The sequence below is a fragment of the Microbacterium arabinogalactanolyticum genome, assembly GCF_030268005.1.
GTDB lineage: Bacteria > Actinomycetota > Actinomycetes > Actinomycetales > Microbacteriaceae > Microbacterium > Microbacterium arabinogalactanolyticum.
Window position 1 is genome coordinate 1 of record NZ_BRZC01000001.1, and the last position, 18,708, is coordinate 18,708.

Sequence of the window (18,708 nt, forward strand, 5' to 3'; positions counted from 1 at the left end):
TTCCGAACCCGGAAGCTAAGCCTCACAGCGCCGATGGTACTGCAGGGGGGACCCTGTGGGAGAGTAGGACACCGCCGGACTTCTTCTGTGAAAGAGCCACCCATTGCTGGGTGGCTCTTTTGCGTTAACGCGTCCCGTCGGCGTCGAGCCGCCGGGGAGAGGGACTGCTTCGCAGCCCCACTCCCCGCCGTCTCAACGCGCCGGGATGACGACGTTGAGCGGCTCTTCGCCCGCCAGCATCCGCTCGATCTGGGCGCGCACGAGTCGCGCCATCCGCGGGTTCATCGCGGTGGCCGCACCTCCGTTGTGCGGCGAGATGATCAGGTTCGGCGCCTTCCAGAGCGGATGCCCCTCAGGGAGCGGTTCCTGCTCGAAGACGTCCGACGCCGCACGGATCCTGCCCTCCTGCAGGGCGGGAAGCAGGGCATCCGTGTCGACCAGCGGGCCGCGCCCGACGTTCACCAGCAGGGCGCCGGGCGCCATCCGTGCGATCATGGCTTCGTCGAACAGGTGGTGCGTCTCCGCATTCCCCGGCAGGCTCAGAACGACGATCTCGGCATCCGGTAGCAGCGCAGGCAGCTCATCGATGCCGTGCACGGCGACATCGCCGAGACCCTCGACCTGCTCCCTGCGGGCGCTGCGCGCCAGGGCTGTGATGCTCACCTCGAAGGGCGCCAGGCGCTGGGCGATGGCCTTTCCGACCCCGCCGATGCCGACCAGCAGCACACGTCGGTCGGCCAGGCTGTCGGCGAAGACCGGTGCCCACTCCCCGCGCTGCTGCGCGGCCGCGAAGCGCGGGAACTGGCGCTGGGCGGCGATCATCAGCCCCACGGCGAGCTCGGCGGTCGCCGTCTCATGCACGCTCGCCGCATTCGCGAACGGGATGCCTGCGGGTAGGATCTCGTCGACCCCGTCGTAGCCGATCGACTGGCTCTGCACGAGCCCCACGCTGAGGCCCTCGAGCGCTTCCAGCGAGCCGGTCGAGCCCATGTACGGTGGGACGACGATGTCGAGATGGTCCGCCGGGGCCGGAGACCGCATGTCCCAGACCCGAAGGTCGACGTCGGCCGGCACCTCCCCGATGTTCGTGGCAAGACGTTCGTTGGGCACGGTGACGAGAAGCGGCATGGTTCGACGATAGACCCGGCGCCGCAGGACGATCTCGTTATGGTCACGCCCCTTGACTTTTCTGTGTTCTGTATACAGAATACTAAGCGATCGAATCTGCCGGAATCCCGGCTCTTCCAAGGATGAAAGAGGTGGCGGCATGGCCCGCTCGACGAAACGGAAGTACCTCGCCGGCATTGCGGTTGCCGCGCTGACTCTGGGCCTCGCCGCGTGCAGCGGTGGCGGAGGCGGAGGCGGCGGCGTCGACTCCGCGGGCAACTCCACGGTCGTCTGGTCGACCTGGGGCAGCGCCGACGAGCTCACCCGCTACAAGGAGTTCAACGCGGACTTCATGAAGCGGCACCCCGACATCAAGGTCAAGTTCCAGCCCGTCGCCGGCTACGGCGACTACCACTCCAAGCTGCTCGCGCAGCTGACCAGCAACACGGCCCCCGACGTCTTCTACGTCGGCGACGACATGATCGGCCAGTTCGTGGCATCCAAGCGCCTGATGCCGCTGAAGTCGCTGATGGAGTCCAAGGACAGCAAGACCAAGGTCGACGACTTCTTCCCGGGCCTGTTCGGCGCCGCCGAGAACGACGGCGAGATCTACGCCGCCCCCAACGACTCCAACCCCGACGTGCTCTGGTACGACAAGGAGGCGCTGAAGACCGCCGGGATCACCGAGGACCCGGCCACGCTCGCGGAGAACGGCGAGTGGACCACCGACAAGTACCTCGAGATGAACGCGAAGCTGCACGACAAGAAGCTGACCGGCTCGATGTTCTGGAACTACTGGGCCACGCACTGGAGCTGGCTCTCGTCGCAGGGCGTCGCCTCGCCGTACAGCGACAGCGGTGAGTTCGTCGGCAACAAGGACGCCGGCACCGTCGCCGCCATGAAGCAGCTGGGCGGCCTGTTCCAGGACGGCACCTTCGTGGTCGCCGACACCCTGCCCGACGGCGCGGGCGCCGACAGCGTCTTCGTCACGCACAAGGCGGGCTTCTTCGTGCAGGGGCGCTACACGATCGGCACCGTGAAGTCCGCCGGCGTGCAGGACTCCTACGACATCGTCCGCTGGCCCACGCCCGACGGCAAGGCCGCGCCCACCGGTGTCGCCACCAGCTTCCTCGCCATCAACGGCAAGACCAAGGTCAAGGATGCGGCCTTCACCTTCTGGACGGAGTTCCTCTCGGCCGAGGGCCAGATCTTCCGCCTGAAGGGCGGCGGAAACGCCGTGCCGTCGATCAAGGGCGCCGACGAGGTCGTGCTCGAGGACGACTATCCCGCACACGCGCAGACCTTCCTCGACATGCGCGACATCGGCTTCGAGGACTACCCCGCCGAGGCGCAGATCCCGGGCCTGCCCGTCGCGATCAGCGAGGAGTTCCAGAAGCTCTACGAGGGCAAGACCGACGCGCAGCAGAGCCTCGACGCCGTCGCGAAGCTGGTCGAGGATCGGTCGGCGAAGAAGTAGCATGACTCAGCTCACTGAGGCGGAGCGGATGCCGCAGGCCACCCCTGCGGCATCCGCCCTTCCGCCATTGCGCAAGGAGGCGGCCTGGCGCCGCCGCGACCGGATGTGGGGCTACGTCTTCGTCGGGCCGCAGCTCATCGGCATGGGACTGTTCGTCGTGCTGCCGTTCGCCGCGAGCCTCGTGCTGGCGTTCGCGAGCTGGGACGGCCTCGGCGAGCTGAGCTGGGTCGGCTTCGACAACTTCGTCGACCAGCTGCAGGACCCGCTGCTGGGGCGCTCGATCCTGAACACCCTGCTGATCGCCCTGATCACCGTGCCGATCGGCCTCGGCCTGGCGGTGGTCGTCGCCGTCGCCCTGGAGCGTCTGAAGACCCGTGCCCTCTACCTGGTGCTGTTCTTCTCGCCGGTGGTGACCGCCACGGTCGCCATCGCGATGATCTGGCAGCAGATGTTCCGCGTGGACGGGGTGCTCTCCACCACCATCGCGAAGATCTTCCACATCGATCCGCCGAACTGGCTGCAGGACCCGCGGCTCGCGCTGCTGGCCGTCTGCATCGTGACCATCTGGTCGTCGCTCGGCCTGAACGTCGTGATCTTCCTGGCCGGCCTGCAGAACATCTCGCCCTCGGTGATCGAGGCCGCGCGCATCGACGGCGCCGGCGCAGTGCGCCTGCTGGTCAGCATCCGCCTCCCCCTGCTCTCCCCGATCGTGTTCTTCTCGTCGGTGATCGCGTTCATCTCGTCGCTGCAGACGTTCGACATCGTCTACGTGCTGGTCTCCGGCGGCGGACCCGACAACGCCACCCGCACGATCGTCTATCACATCTACGACCTCGGCTTCGGGCGCTTCGAGTTCGGCCCGTCGAGCGCGGCGAGCATCATCCTGCTGGTCCTGACGCTCATCATCACGGCGATCCAGTTCGCCGCCCAGAAGAAGTTCGTGCACTACGAGGACGATCCCGCATGAGCGCCACCGCCACTCCCCGCCTGACCGACGGAGGCCGCGCACCCGCGACCGACTCGACGATCGCCATCGTCGCGCCCGGATCGAAGCCGCGTCGCCCCGGCGGCGCCGGCCGCCGCCGCGCCGGGGCGGTTGTGCTGCACGTGCTGCTGATCCTCGCGGGCATCTCCATGGTGTTCCCGTTCATCTGGATGCTGCTGACCTCGCTGAAGACGCTGCCGCAGCTGCTGCAGAATCCGCTCGAGTTCCTGCCCAACCCCTGGACGGTCAAGAACTACACGGATGCCTGGGAGGCCGTGCCCTTCGGGCAGGCGTATCTGAACAGTGCGTACATCACGCTGCTCGTCGTGGTCGGCACGCTCATCACGGCGTCGATGGCAGGCTACGCGTTCGCGCGCATCAAGTTCAGGGGCAGCAGGGTGCTGTTCATCGTGTTCCTCGCGACGCAGATGATCCCCGCCCAGGTGACGCTGATCCCGTTCTACCTGCTCATGTCGAACCTGGGCTGGGTCGACTCGCACCTGGCGCTGATCGTGCCCGGGATGATCGCGAACCCGTTCGCGGTGTTCCTCATGCGCCAGTTCGTGCTGTCGCTGCCGAAGGAGCTCGAGGAGGCCGCGCTCGTGGACGGCGCCGGTCGTCTGCGCATCTTCTTCAGCGTGGTGCTGCCGAACCTGCGCCCCGGCCTGGCGGCACTGGCGATCATCACCTCGCTGGGTGTCTGGAACGCCTTCCTGTTCCCGCTCGTGCTGCTGAACTCGCCCGACCTGTTCACGGTCCCGCTGCTGCTCACCTCGTTCGAGAGCCAGCATGGGTCGATCAACTACGGCATGGTGATGGCGGCATCCGCGATCGCGACGGTACCGATGCTGATCGTGTTCGTGATCGGGCAGCGCAAGATCCTCAACAGCATGGCGGCGTCGGGGCTGGGAGGTCGGTGATGGCGGATGCTGTGACGGATGCCGCTGAGCTCGCCGCCCTCGCCGGGCGCCACCTCGACCTGGTGACCGCGCCGTTCACCCTGCCGCGCTCCCGCGTGCTGGTGTTCCGGGCAGAGGACGGCGAGGGCGTGCGCGTGCACACCTCCGAGTACGAGAAGCGGCTCAGCGCCTGCCGGGTGCTGGATGCGGTCGTCGTGACGGATGCCGCCGGGCAGGCGCTCCCGGTGACCGACGTGCTTCCGCACCGCATCGCCTTCGGACGGATCCCCGGCGATGCGTCGGCCACGCTGACCTTCGACGGCTCCGGTGCGCTGAGCATCGCCGGCGTCGAAGGCGTGCGCGTCACGCTGAATCATCCGGATGGCCGGGAGGAGCAGCATCCGCTCTCCGGAACGGGGATCCGCATCCGCGTGGCCCCCGACCGCTCCGTCACCGTCGAAGCCGGCGATCACCCGGCCGCGCTCGCCGCCTGCGAGCGGGAGTGGCTGGACTGGTTCGCGAACTGCCCGCGGGTGCGTGACGACCTGCAGCAGATGGCGGCCTTCTGCTGGTGGGTGCTCGGCGCGAACATCGTCGAACTCCCCTCGCTGGGCGATGCCCGTGCGGTGGTGCCGTCGAAGATCGGCTACGTGGGTCTGTGGCAGTGGGACGCCTACTTCATCGCCGTCGGCCTCCGGCACGGCGACCCGGAGCTCGCTCGCGAGCAGCTCGAGATCGCGTTCCGCTTCCCGAGCTCCGACGGCCAGCTGCCCGACGTGGTGCACGAGCAGGGGATCCTGGCCACCAGCGACGATCTGCCCGAGAGCGACCGGGCCAACCTGCGGCGGGCGGGCTCGCAGATCGCCGATCCCTCCAAGCCGGTCCCGCTGACCAAGCCGCCGCTGGCGGCCTGGGCGCTGCGCAAGGTGCTCGAGGCCGAGGACTCCCCGGAGTGGGCCCGCGAGCAGCTGCAGCGCGTGATCCGCTCCCAGGACTGGTGGTTCGCCGGCTCCGATCTGGACGGCGACGGGATGCCGGAGTACGGGCATCCGTACTCCTCCGGTCTGGACGACAGTCCGATCTTCGACGGCCCGATCCCCACGGCCGCCCCCGATCTCGGCGCGTACCTCGTGTGCCAGGACCGCGAGATCGCAGGCCTGCTGGGACGGTACGAGCCCGATGCGGAGACGACGCGCTTCCTCGAGCGCGCCGAGCGCACGCAGGGACTGCTGGACGAGATGTGGGATGCCGCGACCGGACGCTTCCTCGCTCGGGGCGCAGGGGAGCAGATCCGCTCCGACACGGTCGTCGGCCTGATGCCGCTGCGCACCGGGACGCTGCAGCCGGGTATCCGCGACGCGCTCCGCGCCGCCGTCGATGATCCTGCGCGCTACGCACTGGAGTGGGGACTGCCGACGGTCGCAGCATCCGATCCCGACTTCTCGCCGGAGCGCATGTGGCGCGGTCCGATCTGGATCAACACCAGCGCTCTCGTCGCTGAGGGCCTCGAGGCGTCCGGGTATCCGGAACGGGCGCGCGAGCTGCGCGAGCAGACCGTGCGCCTCGTCGTGCACGGCGGCGGACCGCACGAGTACTACAACCCGCACACCGGCATGAAGGCCGAGCGCGCGACCACCGCCTTCGGCTGGTCGGCGGCGCTGTTCATCGACCTCGCCGTCGCGCTCAGCTGACCCGGCCCGCGGTCCGGCTCCACTCCGGGGGCCGACACGCCAGATCACGGACGTTTCCCGCGAAACCGTCCGACATCTGGCGCGTCGGCCCCCTTTCCGTGCGCGCCCGGCTCGGGCGTCCATCCTGGTGTTATCGTCACCATCCGTGTACTGTATTCAATATCCAATTTGGTGTGTGACGAGGAGGTCATGATGAAGCGACGCGGTATGTGGGCTGCCGCCGTCACGGCGACGGCAGCGCTGGCCCTGTCTGGCTGCGCTTTCGGCGGTGGTGCGCCGGCCGGCGCGGGCGGCGATCTGAAGAAGGACGGGGCCGCCACCGGCGAGATCACCATCTGGTCGTGGGATGTCGCGGCCACCGCGCTCAAGCGGCTCGGGGCGGACTACGAGAAGGCCCACAAGGGCACCAAGATCACCGTCGTCGACATCGGCTACGACAACGCGTACGACAAGATCTCCGTCGGACTGCAGGCCGGCACGGGCCTGCCTGACGTCATCACGCTCGAGACCGACAAGAACCAGAGCTACATCACGCAGTTCCCGAAGGGCTTCACCGACCTCACGCCGGTGCTCGGCGACGAGAAGGCGGACTTCGACCCGTTCAAGTGGGACACCGGCACCGACAAGGACGGCGCGCTGCGCATGGCGCCGTGGGACTCCGGCACGGTCGGCCTGTTCTACCGCACCGACTACTTCGAGGCCGCGGGCATCGACCCGGCATCCGTGAAGACCTGGGACGATCTCGTCGCCGCAGGCGAGACCATCAAGGCGAAGACCGGCCACACGCTGCTCACCGCCGATCTGTCCTCGGGCGGACCGTTCTCGATGATGCTGCAGCAGCAGGGTCAGGGGCTGTTCGACGAGAACGGCGACATCGCCGTCAGCAGCCCCGCGGCCGTGCAGACCCTCGCGCTTCTGCAGACCATGCAGCAGAAGGGCCTGATCAAGAACGCCAAGGGCTGGGATGCCAGTGTCACCAGCGCCAAGGACGGCGACTCCGCCGTCACGCCCGAGGCGGTCTGGTGGATCGGCACCCTCGAGGGCGAGGCGCCCGAGCTGTCCGGGAAGTACGCCGTGCGCGACCTGCCGGTCTTCGCCGACGGCGGTGCCCCCACGTCCAACAACGGCGGATCCGGCATGGCGATCCCCGCGCAGGCGAAGAACCCGCAGCTCGCGGCCGACTTCATGGCGTTCGTGCTCGCGAACACCGACAACCAGGCGAGCATGATGAAGGACGAGGGCCTGTTCCCAGCGTACCTGCCGGCGCTGAAGTCCGACTACTTCCAGCAGTCCAGCGACTACTTCAGCGGCCAGAAGGTGTTCCAGACGTTCGCCGAACTGACGCCGAAGATCCCCTCGATCACGTTCACATCCGACCAGTCGGTCGCCGCCGATGCGGTGTCCAACGCGGTCGCGGCAGCCGTGCTGAACGGCGAGGACCCCAAGAAGGCGCTCGACGACGCGGCGAAGCAGATCGCGAACTCGACCGGTCGGAAGATCGCCGGCTGACATGTCCCTCGACAGCACCACCCGGGGTCGCGGCGCACGCCGTCGCGGCCCCGGCGCCGGGCCGGATGCCGGTGCCATGGATGCCGCGGCATCCGCCGCCGCGGCATCCGCGCCCGCAGCATCCGGAGTCCCGACCGCTTCACGATCCGGGCGGCGCTTCGCCAACCGGATGCAGCGCCCCGGCATGTGGTTCGCGCTGCCGGCGGCGGCGCTGCTGCTGATCTTCTTCGCGTATCCGCTCGCCGTCTCGCTGCTGCAGAGCTTCTTCAAGACCTCCGGCGGCGTCTCGACATTCGTCGGCTTCGACCAGTACGCGCGGATGCTGCGCGACCCGCTCATCCTGAAGAGCCTGGGCAACGCCCTGCTGATCCTGGTGGTGCAGGTCCCGATCATGATCGCGCTCGCGGTGGGGCTGGCGTATCTGCTCAACCGGGCCTGGCTGCGCTTCCGCTCCGGCTTCCGCCTGATCACCTTCCTGCCGGCGATCACCACACTCGTGGCGTACTCGGTGGTGTTCCGCGTGATCATGACCACCGACGGCGGTCTGCTCAACCAGGCGCTCGCCGTGTTCGGGGTGGCGCCCATCGACTGGCTCAACAACGAGCTATGGGCGCGTGTGGCCGTGATCGCCTCGATCACCTGGCGCTGGACGGGCTACAACATGGTCATCATCCTGGCGGGCCTGCAGGCCATCCCGCAGGAGCTGTACGAGGCCGCCCGGATCGACGGCGCAGGCCGATGGCAGACCTTCTGGCACGTGGTCGTCCCGCAGCTGCGGCCGGTGCTGATCTTCACGAGCGTGACGTCCACCATCGGGGCGCTGCAGCTGTTCGACGAGAACTTCATCCTGACCGGTGGCGGTCCCAACAACGCCACGCTCACCCCCGTGCTGTACCTGTACAAGATCGGGTTCCAGCAGTTCGACTTCGGCTACGCCAGCGCGATCGCCTGGATGCTCGTCATCCTCACCGCGATCATCGCCGCCGTGCAGTTCCGCATCATGAGGGAGAAGCCGTGAGCACGCAGCTGATCACCACCGGCCGGGCTCCGCGCACCGGCGCACCCGCGCGCAGCGGCGAGCCGCTCGCGAGGAAGATGATCCTGCGCGGACCCGTGTACCTGCTCCTGGCCGGAGCGGGCATCCTCGCCCTGGTGCCGTTCCTGTGGATGGTCATCGCCTCCACGCACAAGACCTCCGACCTGTTCGTCACGCCGCTCCCGCTGCTGCCCGGCGGCGAGTTCTGGCAGAACCTGGGCCGTCTGCAGGAGAGCGTCGGCTTCGGCCAGGTGATGCTCAACAGCGTGCTGGTCGCCGTCATCTACACGCTGTTCAGCACGATCGTCAGCGTGATGTGCGGCTACGGCCTCGCCACGTACCGGTTCCGCGGTCGCGGGGTGCTGCTCGGCGTGATCCTCGTCACGATGATGATCCCGATGCAGGTGCTGCTGGTGCCGCTGTTCCAGATGATGGCGAGCGTCGGCTGGATCGACTCCTACCAGGCGCTGATCGTGCCGTTCCTGGCGAACGCCTTCGGCATCTTCCTGATGCGCCAGGGATTCCTCGACTTCCCGACCACCCTCATCGAGGCGGCCCGGATCGACGGGGCATCCGAGCTGCGCACCTTCTACCGGATCGTGCTGCCGGTCGCGCGGCCGCAGATCGCGGCGCTGATCATCTACACGTTCATCAGCCAGTGGAACTCCTTCATCTGGCCGCTGCTCATGCTGAACACCGAGGACAAGTACACGATCCCGGTGGCTCTGAACACCATGATCGGCCTGAGCCGGGTCGACTACTCGGGTCTGATGCTGGGCTCTCTGCTGGCCACACTGCCGCTGCTCGTGCTGTTCCTGGTGTTCCAGAAGCAGTTCGTCGCGGGTCTGCTGGGCGGCGCGGTCAAGGGCTGAGAACTGCGCAGGGGGCGGATTCCGTTCGGCATCCGCCCCCTGCGTCGTCCGCGTCAGGCGGAGAAGTAGGCGCTGGAGGAGTTCTCCAGGATGCGGCGCATGCCGTGCATCCAGTTGGCCTTGAGTGCCTCGACGGCTGCCGGCACGTCGCCGGCGGCGAGGGCGTGCGCGATCGCGGCGTGCTCGGCGGCCACGCGGTCGACCTTGACGTCATCGGCGACCAGCAGCGCCTCGTAGCGGTGGAACGAACCGCGCACGCTCTCGATCACGTCGATCAGCCGCTTGTTGGGGCACACCGACAGCATCAGCGCGTGCCACTCGTCGTCCTTGGTCATCACGAGCGCGTGCTCGACGTGCTCGTCGGTGAACGCCTCGGCCATCTCGACCAGCTGCGCGCCGACGCGGCGCAGGTCCTCGACGGGGGAGAGCTCGAGCGCGAGACTCTCGAGGGTCGCCATGACGGGGGCGAGGTCCTCGAACTCGCCGGCGCTGAGCGGCACGAAGCGGAAGCCCTTGCCGTTCTCGCTGGTGATCTGTCCTTCGGACTCGAGGGCGATCAGCGCTTCGCGCAGGGGGGTGCGACTGACTCCGAGCTCCCCGGCCAGCTGCACCTCGTTGATGCTCTCGCCCGGGCTGACCAGGCCGGTGCGCATTCGCGCGAGGAGCTCCTCGCGTACCTGTGAGCGGAGATTCTTGCGCTCGATCGCCATGTTGTGGCCCCTTCCCCTGCGTCAGCTTAGAGCTTGACCCGATCCATCGTTCGGCATACGCTTGCTGTATACAGAATACATTGAACAGTGATTCTGGCGAAGCATCTCAGAGAGGAGTCCTCGTGACCCAGCACCGCGACGACGAGCGCATCCGGGAGGTTCGGATCGATGCTCTCGCCTATGGCGGCGACTACAACCCCGACCAGTGGTCGGAGGAGACGTGGCACGAGGACATCCGCCTCATGAAGGAGGCCGGGGTCACCATGGTGAGCCTGCCGATCTTCAGCTGGCCTCAGCTCGAGCCCGAGCCCGGCGTGTACGACTGGGGCTGGCTCGACCGCATCATCGACCTGCTGCACGAGGCCGGCATCCGCATCGACCTCGCGACCGCGACCGCGACCCCGCCGTCGTGGCTGCTGCGCGCCCATCCTGAGATGGGCCCCTCCGACTCCGAGGGGCATCGGCTCGAGTTCGGCTCGCGCCAGACCTACTGCCCGTCCTCGCCGATCTGGCGTGAGAACGTCGCGCGCATGACCCGCGCCATGGCCGAGCGCTACGGCGAGCATCCGGGTCTTGCCATGTGGCACATCTCCAACGAGTACGGCGACCACGTCTCCCGCTGCTGGTGCCCCGAGTCGGCCCGCCACTTCCGCCGCTGGCTGCGGGACCGCTACGGCGACCTCGACGGCCTCAACGAGGCCTGGGGCGTGAACGTCTGGGGTCAGCGCTACACGTCGTGGGAGCACATCGAGACGCCGAAGAAGGCACCCGGCCCGATCACCCCGACCCAGCTGCTGGACTTCGAGAGGTTCTCGTCGGACGCCATGCTCGAGCTCTTCCAGGTCGAGATCGACGTGCTCCGCGAGGTCACCCCGGGCATCGCCGTGACGACCAACTTCATGAGCATGTTCCGCGACCTGGACTACTGGGACTTCGCCGAGCGCGAGGACATCGTCACCGACGACGCCTACCCGGAGCCCGCCGACCCGACCTCGCACGTGGGCGCCGCCCTCAACTACGGGCTGATGCGCTCGCTCAAGGGCGGCCGCCCCTGGCTGCTGCTGGAGTCGTCGGCGAGCGCCACCAGCTGGCGTGACGTCAACGTGCCGAAGGCCCCGGGGAAGATCCGCGTGGAGAGCCTGCAGACCGTCGCGCACGGCTCGGACGGCGTGATGTTCTTCCAGTGGCGCCAGGCCAAGTACGGCCAGGAGAAGTTCCACTCCTCGATGCTCGGCCACCGCGGCGAGCGGTCGCGCAGCTACCAGGAGACCAAGGCGCTCGGCAACGAGCTGCGCCTGCTGGAGCCCGTGCGCGGCACCCGCGTGCGCTCGCGCGTCGCGCTGGTCGTGGACTGGGACTCCTGGTGGGGATCGAGCGCGATCGAGTCGCTGCCGTCCCAGCGCCTGCAGTGGGCCCAGCAGGCCCGCGCCTGGCATCGTGCGCTCCATACGCTCGGGCATCCGGTCGACGCGGTGCGCGCCACCGGCCCGTTCGACCGCTACGACGTGGTCGTCGTCCCCAACCTCTACATCGCCGACGAGGCCCAGGCGCTGGCGCTGTGCGCCTTCGTCGAGAACGGCGGCCACCTGGTGGTCGGCCCGTTCTCGGGTGTGGTGGACGCCACCGAGAAGGTGCACGACGGCGGCGCCCCCGGCCCGCTGCGCGATCTGCTCGGCATCGAGGTCGACGAGCAGTGGCCGATCGCGGACGGACTTCTCGAGCGCATCGCCTACGGCGAGGACCTGCTCGACGTGCCCAGCTGGGCGGAGTGGATCGACGCGGACGCCGACGTCGAGGTGCGCGGATGCTACGCCTCGGGCGTGCTCTCCGGTCGCGCCGCCGTCACCCGGCGCGCCGTCGGCGCAGGCTCGGCCTGGTACGTCAGCGCGATGCTCACGCACGAGGGGATGCTGCCGGTCTTCCGCGACATCCTGCGCAGTTCGGGCCTGCCCGCACGGGACGTCGTGAACGTCGACGCCGAGGCGGTCACCCGCACGGACGGCCGCACCGACTACACGTTCCTGCTCAACCACGGCTCATCGCCCCTCGCGTTCGAGCTGCCGGCATCCGGAACCGATCTGCTCACCGGCACCGATCTGCTCAGCGGGGCGGATGCCTCGGGCACCGTCGAGCTCGGCGCCTACGGCGCCGCGGTGATCGCGTCCCCGCACGCGGAGGCGATCCCGTTCCTCTCCCTGACCGACCCCACCGACCCCACCGAATGAAGGATGTCGTGACCGAAGCATTCGTCCACCCGTACATTCCCAACACGGCGCCGGCCGTGAAGCAGGCCATGCTCGACGCCGTCGGCGCGGAATCCGTCGAGGACTTCTACGCCGACGTCCCCGAGGACCTGCGCCTGCGCCGGCTGCTCGACGTGCCGGCGCCGCTGCCGGCCGAGCAGGACCTCGCGCGCCATGTGAAGGGCATCCTCGCTGCGAACCGCAGCACCGAGGAGCGGCTCAGCTTCCTCGGGGCGGGCACCTACAACCACTACGTGCCCGCCGTCGTCGACGAGGTCATCCGCCGCAGTGAGTTCCTCACCGCCTACGCGGGCGAGCCCTACGAGGACCACGGCCGGTTCCAGGCTCTGTTCGAGTACCAGTCGCTCATGGCCGAGCTGCTGGCGATGGACGTCGTGAACGTCCCCACCTACGACGGCTATCAGGCCACGGCGACGGGGCTCGCCATGGCCGGCCGCATGACCGGCCGCCGCCGCGTGCTCGCGCTCAGCGACGTGCTGCCGGAGAAGCTGTCCAAGGTCGTCGACTACGTCCGTGCGAACCTCGAGGTCGAGACGGTCGCCACGGCCGGCGGCGTCGCCGACCTCGACGCGCTCGCCGCCGCGCTGGGCGACGACGTCGCCGCGGTGTGGATCGAGACGCCGAGCTTCACCGGCGCGGTCGAGACGCGACTGCGCGAGATCTCCGAAGCCGCCCACGCGGCCGGGGCGGTCGTCGTGGTCGGCACCGACCCCGTCGGCTACGGCGTGCTCACCCCGCCAGCGATGCACGGCGCGGACATCGTCACCGGCGACATCCAGTCGTTGGGTCTGCACCAGTGGTTCGGCGGCGCACACGCCGGGTTCATCGCGGTGCACGACGACCCGCGGTTCGTTATGGAGATGCCGTCCCGGCTGTTCGGGCTGGAGTCCACCGACGTCCCCGGCGAGTACGGCTTCGGCGATGTCGCCTACGACCGCACGTCGTTCGCGCATCGCGAGGACGGCAAGGAGTGGGTCGGCACCGCGGCAGCGCTGTGGGGGATCGCCGCGGGCGTGTACCTGTCCCTGATGGGCCCCGAGGGCATGCGCGAGCACGGTGAGCTGCTGCTCGCCCGCACCCGGTACGCCCAGCAGCGCCTGGCGTCGATCCCCGGCATCCGCCTGGGCGATGACGCCCTGCACCTGCGGGAGTTCACCATCCACCTCGACGGCATCCCGGCGCGCGACGCCGTCGCCGCGCTGCGGCGCGAGGGCATCGAGCCCGGCGTCGTCGTCGACGAGCGCACCCTGCTCGTCTGCGTCACCGACGTCACCTCCGCATCCGACATCGACCGGCTCGCCGACGCACTCGCCGCCGTCGTCTCCCCGGCATCCGACATCACGAAGGAGCAGGTCGCATGAGCCTCCCCATCGCCCCCAAGACCAGCCCGCGCCGCTTCCAGCAGGCCAGCTGGGACGAGCCGATCGTCTTCGAGCTGTCCACCCCGGGTGAGCGCGGCATCGCGATCACCCCGGTGGAGCCCGCCGTCCGAGAGGCCGTGGGCGATGTGGTCGCCGACCTCCCCGAGGGCATGCGTCGTCCGCAGCCGCCGGCACTGCCCGAGATCGCGCAGATGCGCGTGCTGAAGCACTACCTGCGCCTCTCCCAGGAGAACCTCGGCTCCGACCTGAACGTCGACATCGGGCAGGGCACCTGCACGATCAAGTACTCCCCGAAGATCAACGACCAGCTCATCGAGGTGCCGCAGCTGCGCGCGATCCACCCCGCGCAGGACCCTGCTGACACGCAGGGCGCACTGGAGATGATCTGGCGGCTCGAGAAGCTGATGGCCGAGATCTCCGGTATGGACGCCGTCTCGCTGGCCTCGCCGGGCGGCTCCGCCGGCATCTGGACGAACATCGCCATGATCCGCGCGTACCACGAGTCCCGCGGCGAGGGCGAGCAGCGCGACGAAGTCATCACCACGATCTTCAGCCACCCCTCCAACGCGGCGGCGGCGAAGGTCGCCGGGTACAAGGTCGTCACGGTGTATCCGGATGCCGACGGCTACCCCGACCTGGGAGCGCTGAAGGCGGCGCTGTCCGAGCGCACCGCGGCCATCATGGTCACCAACCCCGAGGACACCGGCATCTACAACCCCGCCATCAAGGAGTGGGTCGACGCCGCGCACGAGGTCGGTGCGCTGGCCTCCTACGACCAGGCCAACGCCGCAGGCATCCTGGGCATCACGCGCGCCCGCGACGCCGGATTCGACGTGTGCCAGTTCAACCTGCACAAGACCTTCTCGGCCCCGCACGGCTGCGGCGGACCCGGCGCGGCCGCCAACGCGGTCAGCGAGGCGCTCGCCCCGTTCCTGCCCGGCCCGCGCGTCGAGCAGGTCGAAGGCCGGTTCGTGGTCCGCGAGCCTGGCGAGCTGTCGATCGGGCACGTGGCCCCCGCACACGGCGTGATCCTGCACGTGGTGCGCGCCTACGCCTGGATCATGTCGCTGGGCGCGGAGGGCATGCTGTCGGCCTCGCAGATCGCGGTGCTGAACAACAACTACCTGCTGAAGCGAGTGCTCGAGATCCGCGGGGCATCCGCTCCGTACGCCGTCGGACGCCGCCGCATCGAGCAGGTGCGCTACTCGTGGCAGGAGCTCTTCGAGGAGACCGGCATCACGTCCGAGGAGATCGGCGTCCGCATGGCGGACTACGGCTTCCACTACTGGACCAGCCACCACCCGTACATCGTGCCGCAGCCGTTCACGCTGGAGCCGACGGAGTGCTACTCCAAGGCCGAGCTCGACGAGTACGTCGCCGCGCTCGCCCAGGTCGCGCAGGAGGCGCGCGAGAACCCCGAGCTCGTGCGCACCGCGCCGCACAACCAGACCGTGCACCACACCCACCACGACGATCTCGACGATCCGGAGCGCTGGGCCATCACCTGGCGCGCATACCAGCGCAAGTACTTCGGCGTGGTGCGTGCGGATGCCGTGCACGAGCCCGCGATGTCGACGGTGGCCTGAACGTCGTGATCGGACTGGTCGTCAACCCTGTCGCCGGAGTCGGCGGGCCCGCGGGCCTGGCCGGCTCCGACGGCGCGGACGTGCAGCGCCTCGCGGCTTCGCGCGGCGCGCACTCGCGTGCACAGGAGCGGGCGACCATCGCACTGCGGGTGCTGGCATCCCGGCATCCGTCGCTGGTCGTCGGGACCGCGGCCGGGGCGATGGGGGCGGATGCCGTGCGCGCCGCCGGGCTGGAGCCCTGGGTCGTGTACGCGGCATCCGAGGCCTCCTGTCCGTCTCCGGAAACAGGAGGATCGTCGGAAGCAGGAGACTCCAGCGTGGATCGTCCTGTTCTCGACGATCCTCCTGTTCTCGGGCGAGGTCTGACGCAGGCATCCGACACCTCCGCGGCCGTCGCCGCGCTCGCCGCAGCCGGCGTGACCCTGATCCTGGTGGCGGGAGGCGACGGCACCCTCCGCGATGCCGTGGCGGGGCTGGCTGACCTGGCCGCCACAACTCCGGAGAAGCATCCGGATTCCGGCTCCCAGAGGCGCTCGGCCGTCGATTCCGGCACGCATCTCCGGAGTTCTGTCCCCCCGCCGGCCGTGCTCGGCATCCCCTCCGGCGTGAAGATGTACTCCCCGGTGTTCGCGGTCAGTCCGCGTGCGGCCGGCGCGCTCGCCGCCGAGTGGATCGACGGCGCGCTGCCGACCGCCGAGCGGGAGGTGCTCGACGTCGACGAGCAGGCCATGCGGCATGCCCGCGTGGAGCCCGTGCTGTACGGCATGCTGCGCGTGCCCTTCCGCGTCGGACGCACCCAGTCGCGCAAGGCCGCGACCCCCGCATCCGAGGCGGACGCCGTCGTCGCCGCCGCACGCGGCGTCGTGAAGCGGATGCTGCCCGGCACCCGCTACCTGCTGGGCCCGGGCAGCACGACGGCCGAGGTCGCCCGGCAGCTCGGCATCCGCAAATCCCCGCTGGGCGTGGACGTGGTGCTCGACGGACAGCGGGTGCTCACCTCCGCGAGCGAGGAGCAGCTGCTCGCCGAGGTCGCGCTGGGGCCCGCACAGGCCGTGGTCACCGTGATCGGCGGACAGGGGTTCCTGCTCGGGCGCGGCAACCAGCAGCTCTCGGCATCCGTCATCCGCGCCCTCGGCGACGACCCGCTGCTCGTCGTCGCCCCCGAGCAGAAGCTCATCGACCTGCACGGCCGGCCGCTGATCGTCGAGACCGGCGACGCCGAGCTCGACGCCCGCCTGGCCGGGCACATCCGCATCGTCACCGGGCCCGGCACGAGCAGCCTGTACGCTGTCGCCGCGCCCGACCTCGCCCTCTGAGCCACAACCCGACTCCCTGGAAGGATCCATCATGCGTCTCGAGAACAAGAAGGCCATCGTCACCGGCGGTGCGGGCGGCATCGGCCGCGCCACCTCCCTCGCCTTCGCGGCGGAGGGCGCCTCGGTCGCCGTCGTCGACCTGAACGCCGAGGCCGCCGAGGCCGTGGCCGAGGAGATCCGTGCCGCGGGCGGCAACGCCATCGCGATCGGCGCCGACGTCTCCAGCGAGGACGACATCATCCGCGTGGTCGCCACCGCGAACGAGGCGTTCGACGGCATCGACGTGGTCTTCAACAATGCGGGCATCATCCGCCGCACCACCGCCGTGGAGACCACGGTCGAGGAGTGGGACCGGGTGTTCGGCGTGAACGTGCGCGCCATCTTCCTGATGTGCAAGCACGTCGTGCCGGTGATGAAGGCGAACGGCGGCGGCTCCATCGTGAACACCGGTTCCGGGTGGGGACTCAAAGGCGGCGGTCAGGCGATCTCGTACTGCGCCTCCAAGGGCGCGGTCGTGAACATGACCCGCGCGCTGGCGATCGACCACGGCCCCGACGGCATCCGCGTCAACTCGGTCAACCCCGGGGACGTCGACACCGGGATGCTGCGCGACGAGGCCAAGCAGCTCGGCCAGGATCAGGCGGGCTTCCTCGCCGAGGCCGCCGAGCGCCCGCTGAACCGGATGGGCCAGCCGAGCGAGATCGCCGCCGCCGTGGTGTGGCTCGCGAGCGACGATGCGTCGTACGTGACAGGCTCCGCGCTCGTCGTGGACGGCGGCGGCATCGCCTGACGCGCGCCCGGCTCAGCATCCGGCTTCCGGGCGTGCCCCGTTCAGGAGGGGCGGATGCTGAGCACTGTCGTGCGCTGTCCGCCGATCTCGTACCGCACCGGCATGCCCGGATGGGCGAGGGCGAACCAGAAGGTTGCGCCCGGTTCGCCCGCGGACGGCTGCGTGTCATAGCGCAGGCACTCCAGGCTTCCCAGCGGTAGGGCAATGACCTCAGACGAGACCTGCGTGCTGTCGGCGGGGAAGGCCGCATGCTCCTGCAGCTCCCGCCAGGTGACGCGCCGAGCCGTCATCTCATCGGGGGCGTCCGCCCGCCACTGTTCGAGGGTCGCGCCGTCATCGTCACCGTCACGGAAGCGATTCAGGCGTTCATGGCTCCCGCCGTCTGCGGACTCCACGAGCAGCCGGATCACCTTACCGCCACGACTGGAGGCACGGATCTCGGCCGCGGTGAACGGCGTCGGCAGCAGGCCGGGGCCGAGCAGATGATCGTCCGTTTCGGTCATGTCGGTATTCTGCCGTGCGCGGTAGCCTGAGCGCATCGGAGCGAGGAGGCTGCCATGACGGTTCCCGAGATCAACTACTGGGCTGTGCTGATCGCCACGGTGTCGAGCATGATCGTGGGCGCGATCTGGTACGCGCGAGGCGTGATGGGCACGCGCTGGGCGGCGCTCGCGCACGTCGACCTGGACAGGCCGTCGCGCGGACCGCTGTGGCCGATGATCACGACGGTGATCGTGAGCTTCATCACCGCGTGGGTGCTGGCCGGCGCCGCCACCATCGCCCAGAACTTCTACACCGGCTCGTACTTCTGGGCCTCGCTCGTCACGGCGGTCACGCTGTGGGCCGGATTCACGGCGGCGCGCTTCATCACGCACGACGCCTTCGAGGGCCGCTCGACGAAGCTGACCACGCTGAACATCGCGCATGAGCTCGTCACGGTCGTCGTGATGGCGATCATCATCGGCGTCTGGCCGCCCGCCGGCATCTGACCCGGTCACTGCTTCTGGGACGGGTCGGCGCTCGTGTCCCAACAGGTGCGGGCGCGGATGCCCGGGACTGGCAGGTTCTGGGACCGGCCGCGTGT

At 69.2% G+C, this 18,708-nt stretch carries 16 protein-coding genes and 1 rRNA gene; 14 read left to right on the forward strand and 3 right to left on the reverse strand.

Annotated elements, in window-relative coordinates; all coding sequences use genetic code 11:
- Window positions 1-80, forward strand: a 5S ribosomal RNA gene (rrf, locus tag MIAR_RS00005); the annotation flags it as partial.
- Between the two features lie 112 nt (window positions 81-192).
- Here rrf and MIAR_RS00010 read toward each other — a convergent pair.
- A complete protein-coding gene (locus MIAR_RS00010; protein ID WP_285629712.1) occupies window positions 193-1,128 on the reverse strand; it encodes a 2-hydroxyacid dehydrogenase in 936 nt (311 codons plus the stop codon).
- Between the two features lie 139 nt (window positions 1,129-1,267).
- Here MIAR_RS00010 and MIAR_RS00015 point away from each other — a divergent pair, with 139 nt between their 5' ends.
- From MIAR_RS00015 to MIAR_RS00045, 7 genes are all read left to right on the forward strand, one after another.
- Complete coding sequence (locus tag MIAR_RS00015) at window positions 1,268-2,584, forward strand: ABC transporter substrate-binding protein (RefSeq protein ID WP_285629714.1); 1,317 nt, start codon at window positions 1,268-1,270, stop codon at window positions 2,582-2,584.
- Between the two features lies 1 nt (window position 2,585).
- Complete coding sequence (locus MIAR_RS00020; RefSeq protein ID WP_285629717.1) at window positions 2,586-3,551, forward strand: carbohydrate ABC transporter permease; 966 nt, start codon at window positions 2,586-2,588, stop codon at window positions 3,549-3,551.
- The gene (locus tag MIAR_RS00025) at window positions 3,548-4,489 is read left to right on the forward strand and encodes a carbohydrate ABC transporter permease (protein WP_285629719.1); all 942 of its coding nucleotides are present in this window, start codon (window positions 3,548-3,550) and stop codon (window positions 4,487-4,489) included. Before MIAR_RS00020 ends, MIAR_RS00025 begins: the two co-directional genes overlap by 4 nt.
- Complete coding sequence (locus MIAR_RS00030; protein WP_285629722.1) at window positions 4,489-6,159, forward strand: amylo-alpha-1,6-glucosidase; 1,671 nt, start codon at window positions 4,489-4,491, stop codon at window positions 6,157-6,159. Before MIAR_RS00025 ends, MIAR_RS00030 begins: the two co-directional genes overlap by 1 nt.
- Window positions 6,160-6,348: 189 nt before the next feature.
- Window positions 6,349-7,668, forward strand: a complete 1,320-nt coding sequence (locus tag MIAR_RS00035) for an ABC transporter substrate-binding protein (RefSeq protein ID WP_285629724.1) — start codon at window positions 6,349-6,351, stop codon at window positions 7,666-7,668.
- Window position 7,669: 1 nt separating this feature from the next.
- Window positions 7,670-8,686 (forward strand): carbohydrate ABC transporter permease, encoded by a 1,017-nt coding sequence (locus MIAR_RS00040; protein WP_285629726.1) that lies wholly within the window; start codon window positions 7,670-7,672, stop codon window positions 8,684-8,686.
- Complete coding sequence (locus MIAR_RS00045; protein WP_285629728.1) at window positions 8,683-9,576, forward strand: carbohydrate ABC transporter permease; 894 nt, start codon at window positions 8,683-8,685, stop codon at window positions 9,574-9,576. The genes MIAR_RS00040 and MIAR_RS00045 overlap by 4 nt, the downstream gene beginning before the upstream one ends.
- Before the next feature lie 53 nt (window positions 9,577-9,629).
- Here MIAR_RS00045 and MIAR_RS00050 read toward each other — a convergent pair whose 3' ends face one another.
- Window positions 9,630-10,286: a GntR family transcriptional regulator gene (locus tag MIAR_RS00050; protein ID WP_285629730.1), complete on the reverse strand. Its 657-nt coding sequence runs from the start codon at window positions 10,284-10,286 to the stop codon at window positions 9,630-9,632.
- A 122-nt stretch (window positions 10,287-10,408) separates the two neighbouring features.
- Here MIAR_RS00050 and MIAR_RS00055 point away from each other — a divergent pair, with 122 nt between their 5' ends.
- From MIAR_RS00055 to MIAR_RS00075, 5 genes are read left to right on the forward strand one after another with little or no spacing between them, the layout of a single operon-like run.
- Window positions 10,409-12,511, forward strand: a complete 2,103-nt coding sequence (locus MIAR_RS00055) for a beta-galactosidase (protein ID WP_285629732.1) — start codon at window positions 10,409-10,411, stop codon at window positions 12,509-12,511.
- An 8-nt stretch (window positions 12,512-12,519) separates the two neighbouring features.
- Entirely contained in the window at window positions 12,520-13,911 is a 1,392-nt protein-coding gene (gene gcvPA / locus MIAR_RS00060) for an aminomethyl-transferring glycine dehydrogenase subunit GcvPA (protein WP_285629734.1), read from the forward strand.
- Complete coding sequence (gene gcvPB / locus MIAR_RS00065) at window positions 13,908-15,518, forward strand: aminomethyl-transferring glycine dehydrogenase subunit GcvPB (RefSeq protein ID WP_285629736.1); 1,611 nt, start codon at window positions 13,908-13,910, stop codon at window positions 15,516-15,518. The genes gcvPA and gcvPB overlap by 4 nt, the downstream gene beginning before the upstream one ends.
- A 5-nt stretch (window positions 15,519-15,523) precedes the next feature.
- Window positions 15,524-16,834, forward strand: coding sequence for an ATP-NAD kinase family protein (locus MIAR_RS00070; RefSeq protein WP_285629738.1), 1,311 nt, complete (start codon window positions 15,524-15,526; stop codon window positions 16,832-16,834).
- Window positions 16,835-16,865: 31 nt separating this feature from the next.
- Window positions 16,866-17,624 (forward strand): SDR family NAD(P)-dependent oxidoreductase, encoded by a 759-nt coding sequence (locus tag MIAR_RS00075; RefSeq protein ID WP_285629739.1) that lies wholly within the window; start codon window positions 16,866-16,868, stop codon window positions 17,622-17,624.
- A gap of 41 nt (window positions 17,625-17,665) precedes the next feature.
- Here the strand turns inward: MIAR_RS00075 and MIAR_RS00080 are convergent, their stop codons facing one another.
- Entirely contained in the window at window positions 17,666-18,163 is a 498-nt protein-coding gene (locus MIAR_RS00080) for a hypothetical protein (protein ID WP_285629741.1), read from the reverse strand.
- An 18-nt stretch (window positions 18,164-18,181) separates the two neighbouring features.
- On the opposite strand from MIAR_RS00080, the gene MIAR_RS00085 reads away from it, so the two are divergent.
- Entirely contained in the window at window positions 18,182-18,613 is a 432-nt protein-coding gene (locus MIAR_RS00085) for a DUF1761 domain-containing protein (protein WP_285629743.1), read from the forward strand.
- Window positions 18,614-18,708 lie beyond the last annotated feature (95 nt).